Origin of the sequence: Paraperlucidibaca baekdonensis (genome assembly GCF_003387535.1) — a bacterium.
Taxonomy (GTDB): Bacteria; Pseudomonadota; Gammaproteobacteria; order Pseudomonadales; family Moraxellaceae; genus Perlucidibaca; species Perlucidibaca baekdonensis.
Window position 1 is genome coordinate 201,415 of record NZ_QUNR01000002.1, and the last position, 20,432, is coordinate 221,846.

Consider the following 20,432-nt stretch of genomic DNA (forward strand, 5'->3'; position numbering starts at 1 on the left):
TTATGTAAGCCGCCGTGTAAATGCGGCGCTTTCAGCTGTAGCGACCGACGCAGCCGGGGTTGAGTTTTCGCGAGCGATTCATGTGGGCATTCCAGCGTTGTCTGGCAAAAACTAAACCCTAACTTGGGTCGGGGTTCGTGATGACTCCGGGGGGATATGTCGTTTTTCTCCTTTTTTCAAATGGCTAGTTTTATTAGGCATTCAGCGGGAGGAGCGCTTAATCAAACTAGCCATATGAAAAAGACATCATTTAGCACTATCCCCCGCGACGGGTAGCCATCATCCTGGCACCCCGCACCCCGCACCCCGCACCCCGCACCCCGCACCCCGCACCCCGCACCCCGCACTCCGCACTCCGCACACCCTGTTCAGCAAAAGTGGCATTGAGAGTCTATCTTTGACTAAACAAACCATCGTCATCGAGGGCTCAAGTCATGCAAAAGTCAGCATTATCCCGAACGCAGCAGTTAGCGCTGAAGAAAACGCCACAGCGGAAGCCAACTCCAAACCATTTGAGTGTGCAAAATCCGGCGGTGGATGACTACTCCATGGAGGCGTTGGGGCGGCGGCTTCGGATTGCGCGCATTCGGCGAAATCTGGCGATTTGGGAGATTGCGATGGCGACGGGGTTTAATCGGAGTACGATTTCGGCGCTGGAGCATGGCCATGCGGGCACATCGATGGCGGTGTTGTGGGCGGTGTTGACGTATTTTAAGCAGCAAGAAATTATGGCCAGTATTGCCGATCCGGATAAAGATGATTACGGCAAATGTCTGGAGGAGTGGATGCGCTCTGGGCGCTCAAAGCCCATCGTGAAGCCATATACACGGTCATCGCGACCGTTGTTGGATTGGTAAATTGCGTGGAGTTAGGCGCGAGTAATGGTAATGGGGTATTGAGCTACTAATGCATCGGCTGTCATCAGCGTGAAGCCTTCACATTTTGCCTGTGCAATAAGTAGGCGATCGAATGGGTCGCGATGCAGGGGCGGAAGGTCTAGCACGGCAAGTGAATGAGCGCTGGTGATAGCGAGTTCATGATAACCATTATCTAAGAGCCCTCTGCGGAGTAGGCGCGGGTCTATTTGAAAGTCATCGCGCCCAAGTTGGAGTTTAATGGCTATTTCCCACAAGCTTGCGGCACTAAATATGAGCGTATTTTCGGTGTTAGCAAGCAATAGAGCTGCACTTTTGCTGAGACGTGCAGGGTCTGTGCTGGCCCAAAGTAGAATATGAGTGTCTAAGAGTAGATTCATCGCTTAGTTTTCTCCAAAAAACAGAGCTTCAATACTTGCCTGAGCCATTGAGTCAAAGTCTGCGGGTATTACTGCTTGCCCACTCATGAAACCCAAGCGCTTTTGTTTAATTGGGTCTGGCGCGGTTAGAGCGTTGACCTTGACTAGCGGTACGCCTGCTTTGGCAATAATAAAGGGCTCACCTTTGGCTGCACGTTCTACTAAACGCGATAAATGTGTTTTAGCTTCATGCATATTGATAACGTCCATTTTGGTGCCCTCGACTAGACTAACTTGACTTAGTCTAGTGCTGGCTGGAGTATATGGCAACAGCGTGATTCCGTTACTGAGCATTCGCTGAGTTAATTTACAAAGAGTCTTATCTTTATATGGCACAACCGATTAGCAATTGCCAAGATTTGCAGCGTGAAGACGAGTTTTTCATGCGCATGGCGTTAGCGCAGGCGGCAGAGGCGGCGGCGCTGGGCGAGGTGCCGGTGGGCGCGGTGCTGGTTTTTGCGACTGCTAAGGCAGAGGCTCAGGTCAGTGAAGCAGAGCTCGCCGAGACCACAGCAATCAGCGAAGCCTCGCAAATCAGTGGTGAGGCGGAGTGGGCAGCGCGAGTCATGGCGCGAGGGCATAATGGCCCGATTACGCATCACGACCCCACCGCACATGCAGAGATTGCCGTTATTCGCGAAGCGGCAAAAGTGACCAGAAACTACAGGCTCGATGGCGCCACGCTGTATGTCACGCTGGAGCCGTGCACCATGTGCGTGGGCGCATTGGTGCATGCGCGTGTGCAGCGTGTGGTGTTTGCGGCGAGTGAGCCGAAGGCGGGGGCGCTGCACAGCGCGCGAGCGCTCATGGATGCCGAGCAAAGTGGCTATTTTAACCACCGCTTTGACTGGCAGGGCGGAGTGTTAAAAGATGAGGCATCGGCCATGCTGAGTGCTTTTTTTCAGCAGCGGCGTCGATCCCACCGTTAAGCTGCTGAGCTTGCGCATCGCGTTTGGTAGTGATGGTGTTGTGGCGCAGCAATGAACACGTGGATGAATCTTGATGCATGCATTGGCTGGCTGATCAAATCTTGACGAGGGTCATCTGTTCAATTACTGTTGCTGCGTTGAAAACCCAATCAAAGAGGATTACTCATGAAAAAATTAGCAATTGCTTTAGTCATGGGCGCCATGGCCGGCCATGGTTTCGCTGCTGAAGGTGGCGCTGCAGGCGCCGGTGCCGGTGCTGCAGGCGCAGGGGTCTCTGCAGGTGTCGTTATTGGCACAGCTGCAGTCGTTGCTGGCGTTGCCGCTGCTGTTGCAAACAGCAATGATGACTCCAACACGGCGGTCAACACCAACACCAATACCAACACGGTCACAAACACCGTTAACTGAGTTTTGGTGTCTTAAAAAGCCCGGTACGCCGGGTTTTTTACGTATAAGTCGATGTTATTTTTGCCAAGGTAGGCAGTTATGCGTAGATTACATAGTGCCTTCCTAGCGTGTACGTTGGCGTTGGGTGGTTGCAGTACATTAATTTCACCGAATTCACCGCTAGGCGCTACGCTTAATTTGGCGTTCAACCCTCCCGTCGGGGTCGCATTGTCGGCCAAAGAAGTCGATGCCTTTCCCTATGCGGCAGAGCTCATTCGTATTGGTGAAAATCCGCAAGCACTTATTGTGCTGTCGCAGCAGGCGGGTGGGCAAGATCACTACGCGACATCCGAAGGCTACCTAGCCACTTTTCAATTAGGCCGCCTAGTCGCCTCTAGTGGCTTTGCTACCGATGCCGAATTTCTCGACAGCGCTGCGCTTCCCAACCCAGCGGCGGCCATTGGTGCTGCTCGCGCGGTGTGCTGGCGCAGCAGCTGGCGCGCCACGGGCGCTCAACGCGCGGGCTTTTTCCTGCTGAAAGGCTGTTTGCAGCCAGCGCGCGCCGCGCAGCCCGGTCAAACCACAGTGGTGACTGAGCGCGTGTCCTCGCCGCTCACAGGTCATCAGTACATCAATACCTATACTTTAAATGATGAGCAGCGGGTCATTGCCTCACGACAGCAGTTGGGTCCTTTGCTGCCAGTCTGGCAAACGCAAACCGTCAAGCACCCCTCGCGTGCCGTGCAACGCGCGCAACAAGCGCAAGGCCATAGCGCAATCACGGCATCGGCATGGGAGCCAGGCCCTCTGCAGCTGACTGTAGCCGGTCTGCACACATTTACGGTGCGTACCCAACCCACGGTGCAAGCAGTGACTCAGCCTTTGCTCGCCGATACGCGCATCGATTGGCGAAACAGTGCGCTGTATTGCACGCAAGACCCCGCCGGTCAGCGTGTAGCTACCGTAGCAGTCGCTGAGCTCAAGACCTTGCAGCGTGAGTGGGTGTCGGATGTGTATCGTTTAGTGGACTACTGGCAGCAGCTCGGCGCAAGAGCGCATGCAGCGAGCGCTCAGGCCTTAGCTGCAGAGGTGTCGCAATGGCCATTAGGTCGTCGGGTTGGCGTATTGTCGGCACCGGCGCGAACCCTGTTTGAGCCGGCTTTAAATCTCGCGCTACGTTGCCCCGCCTATACGCTGGTGCTGGCAGAAAATAGCAACCGTATCCCGGTGATGGGTCTGACGCATGTCAAAGCCTTTAATTTGGCGGCAGCCTCGCCGGTACAGCGTTTTGCTCGGGTGGCGGCGCGTCGGCCCGGTGCCAGCCAAGGTGAGTTATGGCGCATTTCAGCCACTGGCGAGGCCACACGGTTTCGCCTAAATCCGCACACACGAGAGCCCACCACGCCATTGCTCGATGCTCTGCTACAGGCGGGCGATCGACTCGTGGTGCCATGGCAGGCTCAAGCATTGCCTGTTGAACTTGCTGACCTCAATGCGCGCCTGTTCACCTTAGCCACACACCGTGTCTTGGAGTCTAGCCATGATGACTAAGCCGTCTGCGCTCGTACTGGGCTGGCTTGGCCTGGCGTTATTGCCATCAGTGGTATGGGCTGAGACTGAACCGACCGACCCGTTTGATGGCGTTGAGTTCACCCCAGGGCGCGAGATTGATCCCGTCCCTTTGTTTGCGACTCGGGCGCCGGTACTCTACAGCGACTTAGGGGGTGTGGGCCTGCTGCAAACGCCCACGGCACGACATGCGCCCGATGGCACCATGGCGCTAGCCTTCAACAAAGTCGACCCCTACCGCCGCTATACCTTTACGGCGCAGGTGTTGCCCTGGCTGGAGTTTAACTACCGCTACACCCGAATTGAGGGCGTACAGACATTTACCGGTACCGATAACGTCGATAAAGGCTTTGACCTAAGCTTTCGCTTGCTGCAAGAAACCGAGCGCTTGCCCGCATTGGCACTGGGCCTTAAAGATATTGCCGGTACGGGCCTATTTGACAGCGAGTTTCTTGTTGCCAATAAGCAGTGGGGCGACTTTGATGTCTCTCTCGGCCTTGCCTGGGGCTATTTAGGCAACGACGACACCTTTAAAAACCCCTTTTGCTCGGCCAAAGACAGTTTTTGTGAGCGACCACAAGCCACCTCTGGTCGAGGCGGTAATGTTGAGGCGGGCCGTTTCTTTAAAGGCCCAACCGCGCTGTTTGGTGGTGTCGCGTGGCATACCCCTCTCGATGATTTATCGCTGGCTGTTGAGCTCGATGGCAATGACTACAGCCGCGAGCCTGGCGTGCAAGTGAATCAAGACCTCGCGCTCAATGTGGGCGCTACCTACCGCGTGACGCCCGGCGTTGACTTTCGTGTGGGCTATGAACGTGGCGATACCGTCATGTTTGGCATTGTGCTGAACACAAACTTCACCACGTTGCGTCAGGTTAAAGCTGAGCCTAAGCCGACGGCGCTGCAGGTTGCGCCTGCTGAGCAAAACGATTGGCCCGGTGTGAGCCAACGGCTACAGCGCGAAGCTGGCTACGCGGTATCGGGCATTTATCAGCAAGATGACACGCTCACGGTAGAGGCCGTGCCCACGCGTTATCGCGATTTTAACCAAGGGCGAGAGCGTGCGCTGCGGGTGTTGGCTGCTACGGCTCCCGATGACATTACGCAGTTTCAGTTGACCGAGTTTGATCAAACCCTGCCGCAGGTGTCTGTGGCGGTATCTCGCGATGATGTGGTTGCCGCATTAACCCCCAGCGATGATCAGCCACGTTTCGCTGACTTGATAACCGCTGCAGCACCTCGGCCAGCTGACGGGCAGTCGGTGGCTTATGAGGCACCTAAGCAGTCCACCTCGTTTGCAGTGTCGCCGTATTTCCAACAGGGCATTGGTGGGGTTGATGCTTTTTATGTCTACGACCTGGGTGTGCGCGCGGTGGCGAGTTGGCAGCGCGAGCAGAGCTTGGCGCAAATGGCGCTGCGCATCCCAGTGCTCAATAACTACAATGACTTACTTAAACTCCGAACGCCCACGCGCTTGCCCGAAGTTCGCACACGCATCGCCGAATATGTCGACCAGCCGGTGCGTATTGAGGGGCTGCAGTTTACCCAGTTTGCGCGGCTCAATAGCGACATCAGCGCGCAAGCCTACGGTGGTATTTTGGAGTTGATGTACGCCGGCGTTGGGGCCGAGGCGCTGTACCGGCCGGTAGGCAGTCGTTGGGGTGTGGCCGTGGATGTCAACCGCGTGCGCCAACGTGACCCCAATGATGAACTGGGCTTTTTACCCTACGAAGTCACCACTGGCCATGTCACGCTCTACAACCAATGGCCTGATTTTTACAATATTCAAAGCAGTCTAGCGGTGGGACAATATTTGGCTGGCGATGTCGGCGGCACCCTCACCGTGGCGCGTGAATTTGACTCAGGCGTGGTGTTTGGCGGCTTTGCAGCCAAAACCAATGTGTCCACCGAAGACTTCGGCGAGGGTAGCTTCAACAAAGGCTTATTTATCCAAATCCCACTCGACTTGCTGTTTGCACGCAATACGCGTTCGCAGTTTGGCTTGGGTTTTGTGCCCATCCTGCGCGATGGTGGGCAAATGTTGTATCGCCGCAATACCTTGTGGGGCGGCAGCGTATTGCGCACACCGGCTCCCTAACGACAAACACGCCACCGAGGAAGCGGTGGTCTGACATTAAACTTATATGCGTCACGGAAGCACGCCTCAAGATTTGGCGTATGAACCTTGTGGCGGTAGCGTGTCTGGCCACTGCCCTAGGCCCGACCCAATGACTCACTCAGGAAGTAGCCTCATGTCTTATGTTTCATCGTATAAGCTCGTTAGTGCCATAGCCGCCGCGTTAGTGCTCAATGCCTGTGCCTTTGCTCCTGGGCAAAACCTTATTCCCAGCAGCTACACGCAAGCCGGTGGCGATGAGCCCGGCGTTGAAGTGGTGGTACAGCCCATCACCGCGACCATGATTGCGCAGCAGCGCGACGCGGCGACCCGGGCCATCCTGCGTGAGCAATTAGCTGAGCTGGAGGCGGTCACCCCCGAGGCCTATCGCATTGGCCCAGGCGATGTGCTCAATGTCACGGTGTGGGACCATCCCGAGCTGACCTCACCTTCGGGCACCACCTTAAACTCACCCGAGGCCAATGGCCGCGTGGTACGAACCGATGGCAGCTTTTTTTACCCCTACGCTGGCACCGTGCAAGCCGCGGGCTTGACCCTCGATGAGTTGCGCAAAAGCCTCAGCACAAAGCTCGTCAAGTTCATTACCAGCCCCCAAGTCGATGTCGGCATTTACCGTTTTGGCAGTCAGCGCGTGTATTTAAGTGGCGCCTTTTTAAAAGCCGCGGCCATTCCGCTCACGACAGTGCAGCTGTCGCTGTCGGATGCCATTGGTCAGGCCGGCATCGACTTAGCCAATGCTGACCTCTCGGGTCTTACCCTGACTCGTGGGGGCAAAGAATATGTGTTTAATTTAGATGCCTACAGCCGCGCCGGCCTGAGCTTGGCTAACGTGATGCTGAAAAACGGTGACCAACTGCAACTGCCCTACGCCGACCGCAAAAAAGTCTACGTGATGGGTGAGGTAAACCGCCCGTTGGCGGTGCGCTTTAAACTCGCCAGCATCAGCTTGGCCGACGCCTTGCTCGAGGCCAATGGCATCAGCCAAACCACCTCCAAAGGCTCATCCGTTTACGTGCTGCGTGACCGCAAAACCGACGACCAATGGCGCGTCGTGGATGTCTTCAAACTCGATGCCGGGGAACCTGAAACCTTGGTGCTCGCTGACCAATTTGCCTTGCAGGCCGGTGATATGGTGTATGTCGGCAGTGCGGGCATTACCCGTTGGAACCGGTTTATCTCGCAGCTATTCCCATCCGCTGGCCTGATCAATACCGCGCAAAACATTGGCAACAACAACTAAGCCATGTTTGAGTCCATTTTAGTGGTGTGCATTGGCAATATTTGCCGCAGCCCCATGGCCGAGCGCCTGCTTAAACATGCACTGCCCGACAAGACCATCAGCTCGGCAGGCTTGGGTGCTTTGGTTGGCGAGGGGGCCGACCCGTGCGCGCAACAGCTGTTATTGGCCGAAGGCATAGACCTCAGTGACCACGTGGCGCGACAACTCAACGCCGACTTAGTCGCGAGCCATGAGCTCATCTTGGTCATGACCGAGCGGCAAAAAACTGGGCTTGAAAGTGAGTACCCCAGCGCACGTGGCCGCGTGTTTCGCTATTGTCATTGGTCCGGTGCCGATGTACCAGACCCGTATCAGCTGGAAACCGCCGCGTTTGAGCACGCCCTAACGCTTATTCGTCAAGGCACCAGCGACTGGGCCGCCAAGTTAGGCTAGCCCTGGGTTAGCCCCACCTATGTGTTTTCATGATGTATAGAGATATTTCGCTATGACCGATGTTGTTGAGCAAAAAACCAGCCAGCGTGACACGTTTGACGACGAAATCGATCTGCGCCAACTGTGGGGGCATTTAGTCTCTGGGCGCTGGGTTATTGCCGGCATTACCGCGTTTGCGCTGAGTCTGGGGGTGTTCTACACCGTTGTTGCGACACCGGTATTTGAAGTCAACACCGTATTGCAGGTAGAGGATTCGAAGGGCGGCGGTCTGGGCGCTATCACGAAAGAGTTAGACGGTCTATTTGAGGCGAAAAGCAGCGCCTCTACTGAAATTGAGCTCATTAAGTCGCGCTTGGTGTTGGGGCAAACCATTGCCGATTTGCGCCTAGACATCACAGCACAGCCCAAACGCTTTCCGGTCATAGGCAAATTATGGGCAGACCCCACTACCGACATCACCGTTACACGGTTCGATGTGCCTGAGCCGGCCTATGCCGAGCGCTTTGAGCTGGTCATGACTTCGGCTACAAGCTATGAGTTGGTCGGCCCCGAAGGGGATGTGTTGGGCCAGGGTCAAGTTAATAGCGCGTTTACGGCACCTTACTTAGGCGGTGACGTAGGGTTGTTTGTGCAGGAGGTCTCTGCGGCACCTGTAGGCACCGTGTTTCGCCTGAGCAAGGCCAGCCCGGCCAGTGCGCTGGATTCACTCATGCAAGGCTTGAGCATCAGTGAGCGCGGTAAGCAGACAGGCATTATAGCGGTCAGCCTGAAAGGGCCCGACCGTGCGCTGGCGGTGAAAGTGGTCAATAGCATTGCCAATAATTATGTGCGGCAAAACGTAGAGCGTAAGTCGGCCGAGGCGGGCACCACACTGGAGTACATCGACAGCCAACTGCCAGAGATGAAAAAGGCGCTGGAGGCCAGTGAGGTGCGCTTTAACGAATACCGCAAGCGCACCGGCAGTTTAGACATTAGTAAAGAGGGCGAGTTACTGCTGGAGCAAAGCATACGCTCTGAAGGTGAGCGTTTAGCCTTGCAGCAAAAGCGTAAAGAGCTCATTACGCGCTTTACCCCCAACCACCCCGCAGTGCAGGCCTTAGACGCCCAGCTGGCGAGCATTGCCAACGAGACCACGCGCTTTGGCGGTGAGATCAGCGCTATGCCCGCTACACAGCAAGAGCTGCTGCGCCTCACACGCGACTTACAAGTGAACCAAGAGCTCTACACCACGCTGCTTAATAACGCCCAGCAATTGAAAGTGGTGCGTGGCGGCACGGTGGGCAATGTGCGCATTGTTGACCCCGCTTTGCTGCCAATAAAGCCCGTGGCGCCGAAAAAGCCACTGATTGTGGTGTTGGCGTTGCTGCTGGGCGGCATGTTGGGGGTGGGGGGTGTGCTGCTGCGCCAAGCCCTGCGCACAGGTGTGAAGAAGGCCGAAGACATTGAGCGAGGCTTGGGGTTGTCGGTCTTGGCGACGGTGCCGAAAAGTGAGGTGCAGTTGCAGCTGTCACGCAAGTCACCGCGCGGTAAACAAAAACAACTGCCGCTGTTGGCAGCACACGATGACCAAGACTTGAGCATAGAGAGCCTACGCAGCCTGCGTACCTCGCTGCACTTTGCGCTGCTGGGGGCTAAAAACAACATCATCATGCTCACGGGGCCGGCTCCGGCGGTGGGTAAGTCGTTTATTAGTGCCAACTTGGCGGCTGTGCTCACCGGTGGTGGTAAGCGGGTACTGCTGATAGACGCGGATTTGCGCCGGGGGTATTTGAACCAATACTTTGGTCTGCCGCGCCAAGGCGGTTTGTCGGAGTTGGTGGCGGATGGCCGCGCCTTGAGCGACGCGGCACAAGCGACTTTGGTGCCGGGTTTACAGGTGGTGACCACCGGCGAGCTGCCGCCCAACCCCGCTGAACTGCTCATGCACGCGCATTTTAGCGCGCTGCTGAGTCAAGCCAGTGCGGCGTATGATCACGTGCTAATAGACACGCCGCCGGTACTGGCGGTGACCGATGCCGCCATCATCGGCCGGCACGTGGGTGCCGCACTGATGATTGCGCGCTTCGATGTCACACCGCTACGTGAGCTGGAGCACGCCTGCCAGCGCCTAACCCAGGGTGGCGTGAAGCTAAATGGCGTACTGCTCAATGCCGTGGAAGTGGGTGCTGGGGCGGGGTATAGCTATGCGTATGCGTATAAATATGCGGCTCGAAAAGACTGAGATGAGCCTATCTCTTTAGCAAAACTGAACAAAGCATTCCCACGCGCAATACGCGTACCATAAGCCCAGTGGTTAAACGGGGTCGGTTGCGTAGATCAAAGCTACCAGCGACAGCCTATTGGTTGCTCTGCAAGAAGTATTACTTAACTTAGACAACCCGCTCTACCGAGCGTATGTAAGCCACCCAAGCCAATGGCTAGCCAGTATCGCGGGAAATGTGAACATTTTCGTGTTTGCGCAGCTTACATTGCGGCCGATAGAGCCGAAGAAATCGTTGATCGTGGTGCTGGCGACTATTCCCGCGAGCGATGCACAAGACAAATTAGTGAAGAAACTGCAGAAGAAAGGCGGCAGCTTGGCAGTGTTGGCGCATTACGAGCCAACTGACTTAGCCATTGAGTCATTGCGTAGTTTACGCACCAGTTTGCATTTTGCTTTGGTGGATGCTCCCAATAATCTACTGATGATCACCGGCCCAGGCCCTGGAGTGGGTAAATCATTTTTGAGTGTAAACATGGCAGCGCTACTGGCGAGCACGGGTGAGCGTGTATTGCTGATTGATGCCGACATGCGCCGTGGCTATTTGAATGAGTATTTTGGTGCAGAGCGCAAACACGGGTTGTCTGAGCTAATTGCCCAAGGCTTAGAAGCCAGCACGGTAATTCGAGCGACTGGCTTAGAGAACTTCGACTACGTATCTACCGGTGAGCTACCGCCAAACCCCACGGAACTACTACTGCACCCACGCTTTGAGCAGTTTTTGAAAGACATGGAAGCGAAATATGACCGTGTCATCATCGATAGCCCGCCAGTGATGGCGGTAACGGACGCGGCCATTGTTGGGCGGCATGCAGGCGCTACGCTGTTTGTTGCACGCTTTAATCAAACGCAGATGCATGAGATTGAGTTGTCGTTGAAGCGATTGGGGCAGGCTGGTGTGAGCGTTAAAGGTGTATTGCTCAATGCGGTGGCTGCGGCAGCTGGTGGTTATGGTTACGGCTATAAATATGGTTATGCGTATAAATATGACCAGCGCAAATAAACATGACCAGCCCGCAGGCAGTTATTACTAACTACTGCACATTGCTGGGGTATGCGCCAACGTTTGTAATTAAAGAGGAAATTGCAGAAGCAATCCTTTATTTTTAGGTTAATTATTAAATGAAGATTTTAGTCACTGGCGGTGCAGGCTTTATTGGTTCTGCAGTTATTCGACATATTATTAATAAAACTCAAGATAGCGTTGTTAACTTAGATAAGTTGACTTACGCCGGTAACCTTGAGTCGCTTTTAGATGTAAGCAGTAATGAACGTTATGCTTTTGAGCAAGTGGATATCTGTAATGCAGATGCGCTCAAGCGTGTGTTTGCTGAGCATCAACCTGACGCAGTGATGCACCTGGCGGCAGAGTCGCATGTAGACCGCTCGATTGATGGTCCTGCAGAGTTTATTCAAACCAATATCGTTGGCACCTACACCTTATTAGAAGCAGCCCGCGCCTATTGGAATGCTCTCGATAGCGAATGTAAACAAGCGTTCCGCTTCCATCACATTAGCACCGACGAAGTCTACGGCGACCTGCCACATCCAAACGATACGGATTTTGTAGGAGCTGGCCACGCCTGCGATAGCGGCTTGCCACTCTTCACCGAACAAACATCTTACGCGCCAAGTTCGCCCTACAGCGCAAGCAAAGCCAGCTCTGATCACTTAGCAAGAGCATGGCTACGCACTTATGGCTTCCCTGTTTTAATCACCAACTGCTCAAACAACTACGGCCCCTATCACTTCCCAGAAAAACTCATCCCATTAGTTATTCTGAATGCGCTGGAAGGCAAACCATTACCGATTTACGGCAAAGGCGACCAAATCCGCGACTGGCTCTACGTAGAAGACCACGCCCGCGCTTTATATAAAGTTGTCACCGAAGGCAAAATCGGCGAAACCTATAATATTGGCGGCCACAACGAAAAGCAAAACATCGAAGTCGTCGAAACCATCTGCGAGATCCTCGACGAACTACGCCCCATGAATAATGGCGCTGCTGCAAAAACATACAAGTCCCTAATCACCTACGTCACCGACCGCCCCGGCCACGACCGCCGTTACGCCATCGACGCCAGTAAAGTCGCCAAAGAACTCAACTGGCAACCGATCGAGACCTTTGAGTCAGGCATACGTAAAACCGTGCAATGGTACTTAGACAACCAACAATGGTGCCAAAACGTCCAAGACGGCAGCTATCAGCGCGAACGCTTAGGAGTTACATCATGAGTAACACCACCAAAGGAATCGTGCTCGCTGGCGGCTCAGGCACGCGCCTGTACCCCATCACTAAAGGTGTCTCCAAGCAACTGCTGCCGATCTACGACAAGCCGATGATTTACTATCCGCTGTCAGTGCTAATGCTGGCTGGCATTCGCGATATATTACTCATCAGCACACCAGAAGATATCAGCGGTTATCAACGCCTGCTGGGTGATGGCAGAGAGTTTGGGATTAATCTGACCTACGCCGAACAGCCCAGCCCCGATGGTTTAGCCCAAGCTTTTATTATTGGTGAAGACTTTATTGGCGACAGCAACGTGTGCTTAGTGTTGGGCGATAATATTTTTTATGGCCAAGGCTTTGGTCCCATGCTGCGTAAAGCGGCAGCCAAGCCCAGTGGCGCAACGGTGTTTGGTTATCAAGTGAAAGACCCAGAGCGCTTTGGTGTGGTTGAGTTTGATGAAAACCAGCGCGCTATTTCCCTTGAAGAAAAGCCACTGAAACCAAAATCACACTATGCTGTAACCGGCCTGTATTTTTACGATAACGATGTGGTGAAAATCGCCAAACAAGTGCAGCCCTCCGAGCGTGGCGAGTTAGAAATCACCAGCATCAACCAAGCCTATCTAGAGCGCGGCGACTTGGATGTTGAGTTGCTTGGCCGTGGCTTCGCTTGGCTGGATACCGGCACACATGAAAGTTTGCTTGAGGCCGGTATGTTTGTCGAAACCATTGAGAAACGCCAAGGCTATAAAATTGCTTGCCTAGAAGAGATAGCCTTTAACAACGGCTGGCTCAGCAAAGAAGACTTACAGCGTATAGGTCAGCAGCTGAGTAAAAATAGTTATGGGCAGTATTTGCTTGCTTTAATGGAAGGTAAATTATGAGCTTAATCCAATGGGCTCACTTCCCGCCTCTCGGCGACGATCGTGGTTCGTTGGTCGCCTTAGAAGCCGAAAAAACCGTTCCCTTTGAAATCAAGCGTGTGTACTACATTTTTGGCACACAGCAGGGCGTAGCTCGCGGTTTTCATGCCCACCACAACCTAAAGCAAGTGGCCGTCTGCGTAACAGGCAAATGCCGAATGATTTTAGACGATGGCAAAAATCGTGAAGAAGCCTGGCTCGACTCGCCTACTAAAGGCTTATTGATCGGTGATTTAATCTGGCGAGAAATGCACGACTTCAGCGAAGACTGTGTACTGCTAGTGCTAGCCAGCGAACATTATGATGAAGCTGACTATATTCGTGATTATGAAGAGTTTATAAGGCTGGTAAAATAATGCTTGTTTTGGCTGGTAAGAACAATATTGCAGTTAACGTACTTGATTACCTTCTTGAGAATTACAATGACAATTTCGTGGTTGTGTGTAATCAAACAGATGGTGGTCATCATGGTTGGCAAAGATCATTAAAGAAAACAGCACTAGACAAAGGGGTAAGAGAAATATCTCTTGAAGAAGCATATGAGCAAGCATCTGTTTTTCTTAGTCTTGAATTTGATAAAATAGTGCGCCCTGAAAAATTCAAAAAAGCTCGCGCATATAACATTCATTTTTCTTTATTGCCAAAGTATAAAGGCATGTATACCTCTATATGGCCTTTGTTAAACAGCGAGATTTCTTCTGGTGTAACTTTGCATGAAATTGATAGTGGAATAGATACTGGTCCAATTATAGAACAACGTGAGTTTTCCATAACTAAACATGATCGAGCAAGAGACTTGTATGAAAAATATTTGACGACCTCTTTTGAGCTGATTAAAGAGCGACTCAATGACATAATTACAGGTAATCTTAGTGTCACAACACAAGCTAAAGATTATTCCACATATTACTCAAAGCAAAGCTTAGATTTTAGTAAGCTAGAAGTTGATTTAAATCAAACCGCTTTTTTTATAGCCAAACAAATCTATTCTTTTAGTTTTAGAGAGTACCAACTGCCGCTAATTAAAGGTGAAACTATTGTCGAAGCTGAGATACTCGATGCTCGCAGTACAGTTAAGCCAGGTACGATATTAGATAAGCAAGCAGATTTTTATGACTTGGCAACAATTGATTTTGATATAAGACTTTATTTCGATCGTATAGATAGAATTAACGAGTTTTCCACATGTACAGCTGATCAGGCTAGTAGGCTTTTGAAAGGTTTATGTGGTGTTAACGACCGAAACAAAAATGGTTGGTCACCTATTATTATCGCTGCTTATCACGGGAATATTGATGTGGTTAAGTTTCTCTTGGATAGAGGAGCTAATATCAATGATTGCAACAATAATGGCACATCGGTGTTGATGTATGCAAAAGACTTCAGCATTCAATCCGGTAATAAAGAACTATTTGAATTTCTAGTCTCAAATGGCGCTGACTTGTCGCATAAGGATTTTTCAGGTAAGCAGCTAATAGATTATTTGTCTGAAAAAGAAAAAAAATTCTTGAGTGTAAAATAATGATCCCTTTTCTAGATTTAAAAGCCATCAACGCCCAATACCGTGATGAGCTTATAGAAGCCTGTACCCGTGTTATCGACTCTGGCTGGTACATCGCTGGTAATGAACTCACACAATTTGAACAGGCGTTCGCCAGCTACTGCGGCACTAAGCACGCGATTGGCGTGGCCAATGGCCTTGATGCACTGATTCTCACCCTGCGCGCGTGGAAAGAGTTGGGCAAGCTCAAAGACGGCGACGAAGTGATTGTGCCGTCCAACACCTACATTGCCAGCATTTTAGCCATCAGCGCCAATGACCTTGTGCCGGTGCTCGTTGAGCCAGATGTAGCCACTTACAATCTATGCCCGAAACAAACCGAAGCGGCGATTACCGCTAAAACACGCGCCATTCTCCCTGTGCATTTATACGGCCAGTTAGCCGATATGCCCACCATTATGGCTATCGCCCAGCGTCATAACTTACTTGTGCTAGAAGATTCTGCCCAAGCCCATGGAGCAGAACTAAACGGCAAAAAAGCGGGTAACTGGGGCGATGCCAGCGGATTTAGCTTTTACCCAGGTAAAAACCTTGGTGCACTAGGCGATGCCGGTGCAGTCACGACCAATGATGACCAACTCGCCGAAACTTTACGCGCACTGCGCAACTACGGCTCACACGAAAAATATAAAAACCTGTTCCAAGGCACCAACAGCCGCCTTGACGAAATACAAGCAGCGATGCTCAGCGTCAAGCTAAAACACCTCGATACAGAAATAGCACACAGAAGAAAAGTAGCGGACGCATACATACAAGGCATCAACAACCCAGCCGTCACTTTGCCCCTCACACTTAACTCTTCACCCCTAACTCGTGAGAATCACGTCTGGCATGTGTTCGTCATCCGCTGCGAGCAACGCGAAGCCCTGCAAAAGCACTTGCTAGAACACGGCATTCAAACCTTAATCCACTACCCAATCCCACCGCACCAGCAGCAAGCTTATAAAGAGTGGAATATGCACAGTTATCCAGTGTCGGAGCTTATTCACCAGCAGGTCATGAGCTTGCCAATGGGGCCGACTGTTACCGATGAGCAAGTTGCGCAAGTGATTGCAGCCATAAACACATTCAAAATTTAAAATTACTCATTAAGAATTAATCCTGTGACACTGATAAAAACCAGCCTGCTTAACGGCATTGCGGTAGTGATAAAAATGCTCACCATGCTTGGGCTCAACAAGATACTGGCTATCTACGTTGGCCCGGCAGGCTATGCGGCGATTGGTAACTTTCAAAACGCTGCACAAATGATCACTACCTTTGCCAGCGGTGCGATTAATACCGGTGTAGTGAAATACACCGCTGAATACCATGATGCTGAAGAAAAGCAACGGCAAGTGTGGCGCACTGCGGGCACAATTGCTGTGCTGGGCTCAGTCTTTACCGGATTAGGTGTAGCTGTATTCAGCAAGCAAATCGCCCAATGGTTTTTGCAGGACGAAAGTTACAACACGGTTTTTATCTGGTTTTCAGTCACGCTGGTTTTCTTTATTTTTAATACGCTGTTACTGGCGATATTAAACGGTAAAAAAGAAATTCACCGTTATATTATTGCTAACATTGCAGGCAGCCTTTTTGCATTAGCAGTCACCAGCGTCTTAGCCGTCCAGTTTGGTCTACATGGTGCGCTGACTGCACTGGCTATTCATCCATCCTTTGCTTTTGTTATCACGCTGTACCTTTGCTATAAAGCTGATTGGTTTAAATTCAGTTATTTGTTTGGCCGCTTAGATAAGCAAGTTGTTTTAAACCTAAGCAAATACACCGCCATGGCGCTCACCAGTGCCGCCTGTGTGCCGGTAAGTCATATCTTAATTCGTACGCACCTTGCCGATACTCTAGGGATGGATGCAGCGGGTTACTGGGAAGCCATGTGGCGCTTAAGTGCTGCCTATTTAATGCTCGTAACAACAACGCTAAGCCTGTACTACCTGCCTAAGCTATCAGAACTGAAAGATCCAAAAGAAATAAAGGCGGAAATCCTCCAAGGCTACAAGATTATCCTCCCTGTAGCTGCTGCCTGTGGTTTAGTTATCTACTTGCTACGTGACTTTATTATTGGAGTTTTGTTTACATCTGACTTTATTCCGATGCGTGATTTATTTGCATGGCAGATGGTGGGTGATACGTTAAAAATTGGCAGTTGGATACTTGCTTACCTGATGCTAGGTAAAGCCATGATGAAGTTATTTATTGCCAGTGAGATTGTGTTTGCAGCAGGATTTTATGCTTGGACCTATTTTTTAACAGGTATGTACGGCTTAGAAGGTGTCACCATTGCGCATGCAATAAACTATGCGATTTATTGGGTGGTGATGGGTGTGTTTATTGGAAAGACAGTGCTACGTAATTTGGAGTCATAATGACTTTTAACCGTTACCATGGTGCAGTCTAAGCTCCCCAAACAGGCTGATTTTGCTGCAGATCTTTACTTAAATAATCTGCGATACCGTACCAAGCACCGTCGGAATATAGCTCGCGTTGCTGAACTCGTGCTCAAGCATATCAGTACACAAAGCACGGAAGAGTCTAAAGATGGTGAGCGTGAACAGGATATTGATTTAATTGTTTTTCCAGAGTTGGCTGTACACGAAGATGACTTAAATATACTGGTTCAGCTTTCACGCAAAACACGCGCTATTATTTTTGCTGGTCTTGGGTTTATGGATCAGCCCAATATTAGTGGACCAAATAACAATGCGATTTGGATTGTGCCCAGAAAGCACAATGGCAATCAAAACGAAATCTGTCGCTTTCAAGGCAAGCAACATCTGACGGCAAGTGAACGAAAACTTAATGTACAGCCATGGCGGCCTTATCAACTTATGTTAGAGTTGCGCCACCCCAAATACCCAGATCACAAGGGGTTCATGCTGACAGGTGCGATTTGTTATGACGCCACCGACATAAAGCTCAGTGCTGACCTCACCGCCAAAAGTAATGCCCTGCTCATCCCCGCACTGAATAAAGACGTAAATACGTTTAACTCAATGGTGGATGCGCTGCATTTTCATATGTATCAGCACATAGTGTTAGTTAATACAGGTGAGTACGGTGGCTCTTACGCGATGGCACCTTATCAAGAGCGCCATGAGCGCTTAATCGCTCACACGAGCGGTAAAAATCAAGTGACTATAAACACCTTCGAGATGAATATTTTCGACTTTAGAAGAGATGCGGTAGGCCGTGGCACGGTATCGGATATTAAAGTAAAGGCTCCGCCTGCGGGTGTTGAGAAAAATAAATGCTCTTTTAGTGTATAAATTACTGAGGTTTTAATGTGTACTGAAGTTTTTCCCTTAATTTCAATTGTTTTTTTTTCATATAATCAAGAAAACTTTATTGAAGAAGCTGTTTTATCTGTACTTAATCAGAGCTACCCTAACCTGCAGATCATAATATCAGATGATTTTTCAACTGATAAAACATATGAGTTAGCAAGTAAAGTTGTGGATGATTATGATGGCATCCATAATATTATCCTCAGGCAGTCACATAAAAATTTGGGTCTTGGTAAACATGTGGAAGAGGTTTTCTCCATTGCTAAAGGTGAGTATTTTGTTCTAGCTGCGGGCGATGATATTTCATATTTTGATAGAGTTAGTAAATTCTTTGAGTTTATTAAGAAAGATGATTTTAAATATAGCGCTGTTTTTAGTAATCTAATGGTTTTAGATGCTGAGTCTAATGAAAAAAGAAAATTATTTCTTTCAGAGCCGGTTTTTTCTAGAAATATTCGAGATTTTAAGAGTGGTGTGCCTGTATGGACGGTAGGTGCGTCTTTGGTAATTCATCGTGATCTATATGATAAGTATGGTGGGTTTGTATCAGGTACTATTCAAGAAGATGGCGTGTTAGCTTTTAGAGCAATACTTGAAAAAGGTATTGGTTATTTAAATGATGTAACTGTGGGTTATAGGCATCATGATAACAATGTCTCTCAAGGGCTAAGCTTGAAAAAAAGAGTTGATTTCATGCGAAAAGAACATCTTCTTTGGGATAACTGGATTAAGGATTCTAATTCATCAAAAATAACAGATCCTTCATTAATAAATACTTTAAATAAAGGGCTTAAAAGGAGTCATCGTAAAAGTTATTTTTTTTCATTCAAGCTACTAAGTTATCCTTATCTGTATTGTCGCTCAAAGTTATCTTCTCTAAAGAGAATTTTTTAAGATAAAATATAAGTTGAACTTTTATGAAAAAAATATTAATTATCAGCAATAACGTATTATCATCTCAAAATAATAACGGCAAAACTTTACTTTCTTTCTTTAAGGATCATCCTAAAAGCAGCCTGGCTCAGTTGTATTTTAGCAGTGAAAAGCTAGATGGAAATTACGTTTCGACATCTTATCGAATATCTGATGAAGATGTTTTGAAATCTGTTTTTTCATATAAATTTAAAGCTGGTAATGAGTTAGATTATATAAAGAACTCTGGTGGAATATTAAAAAAAGAGCCTTCTAAAATAAAAGCTGAAAGCTTTAAAAGTTCTAATATGGCACGCTTGTTAAGAGAGATTGTTTGGAAGATATCTAGTGTAGATCATGATAGTTTGTTTAAGTGGGTGTCTGGCTTTAACCCGGACGTTATCTTTTTTTGTGCTGGGGACTCTTTGTTTGCATATGATATTTATCAGACAGTGTGTAGCTATTTTCCAAATATAAAAAAAGTTGTTTACATAACCGATGATTATATTTTGCCTAGAGAAACATTGAATTTGTTCTGGCTGTTGCGTAGGCGTTTGACTTATTCGAAAATGAAAAAGGCTGTTGTTGAGGCTAATGTATTTGTAACTATTTCAGAAGAAATGCGTATCGAATATAAAAAGTTATTTAACAAAGATAGTATTTTAGCGTTCAACATGAGCGCGAATCTTAAAATTGATAATTTTAAAAAAACAACTCGTTCAGACTTTTTATTAGTTTACGCTGGTGGATTACACTTTAAAAGGTGGGGTACTTTAGCTGTGCTGGCTAGAGCGTTAAAACGCTTTAATAACGAAAACAATAGAAAAGTAACTCTTGAAATATATTCTCATCAAAATGTCGATAGTGATATTTTAAGGGAGATTGAGATTCAAGGGGTATCGAGATTTTGTGGCTCACTAGATGAGCGTGGTGTGCAGTACGCCTTAAATAATGCAGATATACTTGTACATGCAGAATCTTTTGAAAAGAAATGCATTGAGTCTACGCGCTTATCAATATCCACTAAAATAGCTGAGTATATTAGTATCGGTAGTAAGATATTAGCTGTAGGGCCTTCTAGCCTGGCTTCTATGAAGTTTTTAGCGTCGAATGCAGTTTGTATAAATGATTTTAATACTATTGATTTTAAAGTTAAAGAATTGTTAGATGATGGTTTTTTTTTAAAACAAGATCTAGATGTTTTGAAAAATAAAATGTTAAAAAATAAAAATAATTTTAAATTAAATGTTGTTTCTTGACTGCATCGGGGCAGAT

20 protein-coding genes are annotated in these 20,432 nt (G+C 49.4%); 18 read left to right on the plus strand and 2 right to left on the minus strand.

Annotated elements, in window-relative coordinates; genetic code table 11:
• Positions 1–434 precede the first annotated feature (434 nt).
• The gene (locus DFR26_RS04940) at positions 435–857 is read left to right on the plus strand and encodes a helix-turn-helix domain-containing protein (protein ID WP_116207863.1); all 423 of its coding nucleotides are present in this window, start codon (positions 435–437) and stop codon (positions 855–857) included.
• Between the two features lie 11 nt (positions 858–868).
• Here DFR26_RS04940 and DFR26_RS04945 read toward each other — a convergent pair whose 3' ends face one another.
• Together DFR26_RS04945 and DFR26_RS04950 are read right to left on the minus strand one after the other, a co-directional pair.
• Positions 869–1,255: a type II toxin-antitoxin system VapC family toxin gene (locus DFR26_RS04945; protein WP_116207864.1), complete on the minus strand. Its 387-nt coding sequence runs from the start codon at positions 1,253–1,255 to the stop codon at positions 869–871.
• Positions 1,256–1,258: 3 nt separating this feature from the next.
• A complete protein-coding gene (locus tag DFR26_RS04950; protein WP_116207865.1) occupies positions 1,259–1,504 on the minus strand; it encodes a type II toxin-antitoxin system Phd/YefM family antitoxin in 246 nt (81 codons plus the stop codon).
• A gap of 119 nt (positions 1,505–1,623) precedes the next feature.
• On the opposite strand from DFR26_RS04950, the gene DFR26_RS04955 reads away from it, so the two are divergent.
• The 17 genes from DFR26_RS04955 (at position 1,624) to DFR26_RS05035 (ending at position 20,416) form a co-directional block, all read left to right on the plus strand.
• The gene (locus DFR26_RS04955) at positions 1,624–2,223 is read left to right on the plus strand and encodes a nucleoside deaminase (protein WP_245953009.1); all 600 of its coding nucleotides are present in this window, start codon (positions 1,624–1,626) and stop codon (positions 2,221–2,223) included.
• Between the two features lie 165 nt (positions 2,224–2,388).
• Positions 2,389–2,631, plus strand: coding sequence for a hypothetical protein (locus DFR26_RS04960; protein WP_116207866.1), 243 nt, complete (start codon positions 2,389–2,391; stop codon positions 2,629–2,631).
• A gap of 78 nt (positions 2,632–2,709) precedes the next feature.
• A complete protein-coding gene (locus DFR26_RS04965) occupies positions 2,710–4,161 on the plus strand; it encodes a YjbF family lipoprotein (protein ID WP_116207867.1) in 1,452 nt (483 codons plus the stop codon).
• On the plus strand, positions 4,151–6,277 hold the full coding sequence (locus tag DFR26_RS04970) for a YjbH domain-containing protein (protein ID WP_116207868.1): 2,127 nt from the start codon (positions 4,151–4,153) through the stop codon (positions 6,275–6,277). Before DFR26_RS04965 ends, DFR26_RS04970 begins: the two co-directional genes overlap by 11 nt.
• Positions 6,278–6,431: 154 nt before the next feature.
• Positions 6,432–7,556 (plus strand): polysaccharide biosynthesis/export family protein, encoded by a 1,125-nt coding sequence (locus tag DFR26_RS04975; RefSeq protein WP_116207869.1) that lies wholly within the window; start codon positions 6,432–6,434, stop codon positions 7,554–7,556.
• A 3-nt stretch (positions 7,557–7,559) separates the two neighbouring features.
• A complete protein-coding gene (locus tag DFR26_RS04980; RefSeq protein ID WP_116207870.1) occupies positions 7,560–7,988 on the plus strand; it encodes a low molecular weight protein-tyrosine-phosphatase in 429 nt (142 codons plus the stop codon).
• Positions 7,989–8,040: 52 nt separating this feature from the next.
• Entirely contained in the window at positions 8,041–10,209 is a 2,169-nt protein-coding gene (locus DFR26_RS04985; protein WP_116207871.1) for a polysaccharide biosynthesis tyrosine autokinase, read from the plus strand.
• A gap of 217 nt (positions 10,210–10,426) precedes the next feature.
• Positions 10,427–11,251, plus strand: a complete 825-nt coding sequence (locus DFR26_RS04990) for a polysaccharide biosynthesis tyrosine autokinase (RefSeq protein ID WP_181898988.1) — start codon at positions 10,427–10,429, stop codon at positions 11,249–11,251.
• 119 nt (positions 11,252–11,370) lie between these two features.
• Positions 11,371–12,483 carry a dTDP-glucose 4,6-dehydratase gene (rfbB, locus tag DFR26_RS04995; RefSeq protein ID WP_116207873.1) on the plus strand — a complete coding sequence of 371 codons (1,113 nt, stop codon included), beginning with the start codon at positions 11,371–11,373 and terminating at the stop codon, positions 12,481–12,483.
• Complete coding sequence (gene rfbA, locus DFR26_RS05000; RefSeq protein WP_116207874.1) at positions 12,480–13,364, plus strand: glucose-1-phosphate thymidylyltransferase RfbA; 885 nt, start codon at positions 12,480–12,482, stop codon at positions 13,362–13,364. Before rfbB ends, rfbA begins: the two co-directional genes overlap by 4 nt.
• Complete coding sequence (locus DFR26_RS05005) at positions 13,361–13,759, plus strand: sugar 3,4-ketoisomerase (RefSeq protein WP_116207875.1); 399 nt, start codon at positions 13,361–13,363, stop codon at positions 13,757–13,759. Before rfbA ends, DFR26_RS05005 begins: the two co-directional genes overlap by 4 nt.
• Positions 13,759–14,925 carry an ankyrin repeat domain-containing protein gene (locus DFR26_RS05010; protein ID WP_116207876.1) on the plus strand — a complete coding sequence of 389 codons (1,167 nt, stop codon included), beginning with the start codon at positions 13,759–13,761 and terminating at the stop codon, positions 14,923–14,925. The genes DFR26_RS05005 and DFR26_RS05010 overlap by 1 nt, the downstream gene beginning before the upstream one ends.
• Complete coding sequence (locus tag DFR26_RS05015) at positions 14,925–16,043, plus strand: DegT/DnrJ/EryC1/StrS family aminotransferase (protein WP_116207877.1); 1,119 nt, start codon at positions 14,925–14,927, stop codon at positions 16,041–16,043. The genes DFR26_RS05010 and DFR26_RS05015 overlap by 1 nt, the downstream gene beginning before the upstream one ends.
• A gap of 24 nt (positions 16,044–16,067) precedes the next feature.
• A complete protein-coding gene (locus DFR26_RS05020) occupies positions 16,068–17,327 on the plus strand; it encodes an O-antigen translocase (RefSeq protein ID WP_116207878.1) in 1,260 nt (419 codons plus the stop codon).
• Between the two features lie 18 nt (positions 17,328–17,345).
• Positions 17,346–18,227: a hypothetical protein gene (locus DFR26_RS05025; RefSeq protein WP_116207879.1), complete on the plus strand. Its 882-nt coding sequence runs from the start codon at positions 17,346–17,348 to the stop codon at positions 18,225–18,227.
• A gap of 15 nt (positions 18,228–18,242) precedes the next feature.
• On the plus strand, positions 18,243–19,139 hold the full coding sequence (locus DFR26_RS05030) for a glycosyltransferase (RefSeq protein WP_116207880.1): 897 nt from the start codon (positions 18,243–18,245) through the stop codon (positions 19,137–19,139).
• A 23-nt stretch (positions 19,140–19,162) separates the two neighbouring features.
• On the plus strand, positions 19,163–20,416 hold the full coding sequence (locus DFR26_RS05035) for a glycosyltransferase family protein (protein WP_116207881.1): 1,254 nt from the start codon (positions 19,163–19,165) through the stop codon (positions 20,414–20,416).
• The last annotated feature ends 16 nt before the right edge of the window (positions 20,417–20,432 follow it).

What these genes read in the sequence shown, in the direction of transcription:
- DFR26_RS04940 (WP_116207863.1), top strand. Translation starts at nt 435, where the DNA reads ATGCAAAAGTCAGCATTATCCCGAACGCAGCAGTTAGCGCTGAAGAAA.
- DFR26_RS04945 (WP_116207864.1), bottom strand. Translation starts at nt 1,255, where the DNA reads ATGAATCTACTCTTAGACACTCATATTCTACTTTGGGCCAGCACAGAC.
- DFR26_RS04950 (WP_116207865.1), bottom strand. Translation starts at nt 1,504, where the DNA reads ATGGACGTTATCAATATGCATGAAGCTAAAACACATTTATCGCGTTTA.
- DFR26_RS04955 (WP_245953009.1), top strand. Translation starts at nt 1,624, where the DNA reads ATGGCACAACCGATTAGCAATTGCCAAGATTTGCAGCGTGAAGACGAG.
- DFR26_RS04960 (WP_116207866.1), top strand. Translation starts at nt 2,389, where the DNA reads ATGAAAAAATTAGCAATTGCTTTAGTCATGGGCGCCATGGCCGGCCAT.
- DFR26_RS04965 (WP_116207867.1), top strand. Translation starts at nt 2,710, where the DNA reads ATGCGTAGATTACATAGTGCCTTCCTAGCGTGTACGTTGGCGTTGGGT.
- DFR26_RS04970 (WP_116207868.1), top strand. Translation starts at nt 4,151, where the DNA reads ATGATGACTAAGCCGTCTGCGCTCGTACTGGGCTGGCTTGGCCTGGCG.
- DFR26_RS04975 (WP_116207869.1), top strand. Translation starts at nt 6,432, where the DNA reads ATGTCTTATGTTTCATCGTATAAGCTCGTTAGTGCCATAGCCGCCGCG.
- DFR26_RS04980 (WP_116207870.1), top strand. Translation starts at nt 7,560, where the DNA reads ATGTTTGAGTCCATTTTAGTGGTGTGCATTGGCAATATTTGCCGCAGC.
- DFR26_RS04985 (WP_116207871.1), top strand. Translation starts at nt 8,041, where the DNA reads ATGACCGATGTTGTTGAGCAAAAAACCAGCCAGCGTGACACGTTTGAC.
- rfbB (WP_116207873.1), top strand. Translation starts at nt 11,371, where the DNA reads ATGAAGATTTTAGTCACTGGCGGTGCAGGCTTTATTGGTTCTGCAGTT.
- rfbA (WP_116207874.1), top strand. Translation starts at nt 12,480, where the DNA reads ATGAGTAACACCACCAAAGGAATCGTGCTCGCTGGCGGCTCAGGCACG.
- DFR26_RS05005 (WP_116207875.1), top strand. Translation starts at nt 13,361, where the DNA reads ATGAGCTTAATCCAATGGGCTCACTTCCCGCCTCTCGGCGACGATCGT.
- DFR26_RS05010 (WP_116207876.1), top strand. Translation starts at nt 13,759, where the DNA reads ATGCTTGTTTTGGCTGGTAAGAACAATATTGCAGTTAACGTACTTGAT.
- DFR26_RS05015 (WP_116207877.1), top strand. Translation starts at nt 14,925, where the DNA reads ATGATCCCTTTTCTAGATTTAAAAGCCATCAACGCCCAATACCGTGAT.
- DFR26_RS05025 (WP_116207879.1), top strand. Translation starts at nt 17,346, where the DNA reads ATGGTGCAGTCTAAGCTCCCCAAACAGGCTGATTTTGCTGCAGATCTT.
- DFR26_RS05030 (WP_116207880.1), top strand. Translation starts at nt 18,243, where the DNA reads ATGTGTACTGAAGTTTTTCCCTTAATTTCAATTGTTTTTTTTTCATAT.
- DFR26_RS05035 (WP_116207881.1), top strand. Translation starts at nt 19,163, where the DNA reads ATGAAAAAAATATTAATTATCAGCAATAACGTATTATCATCTCAAAAT.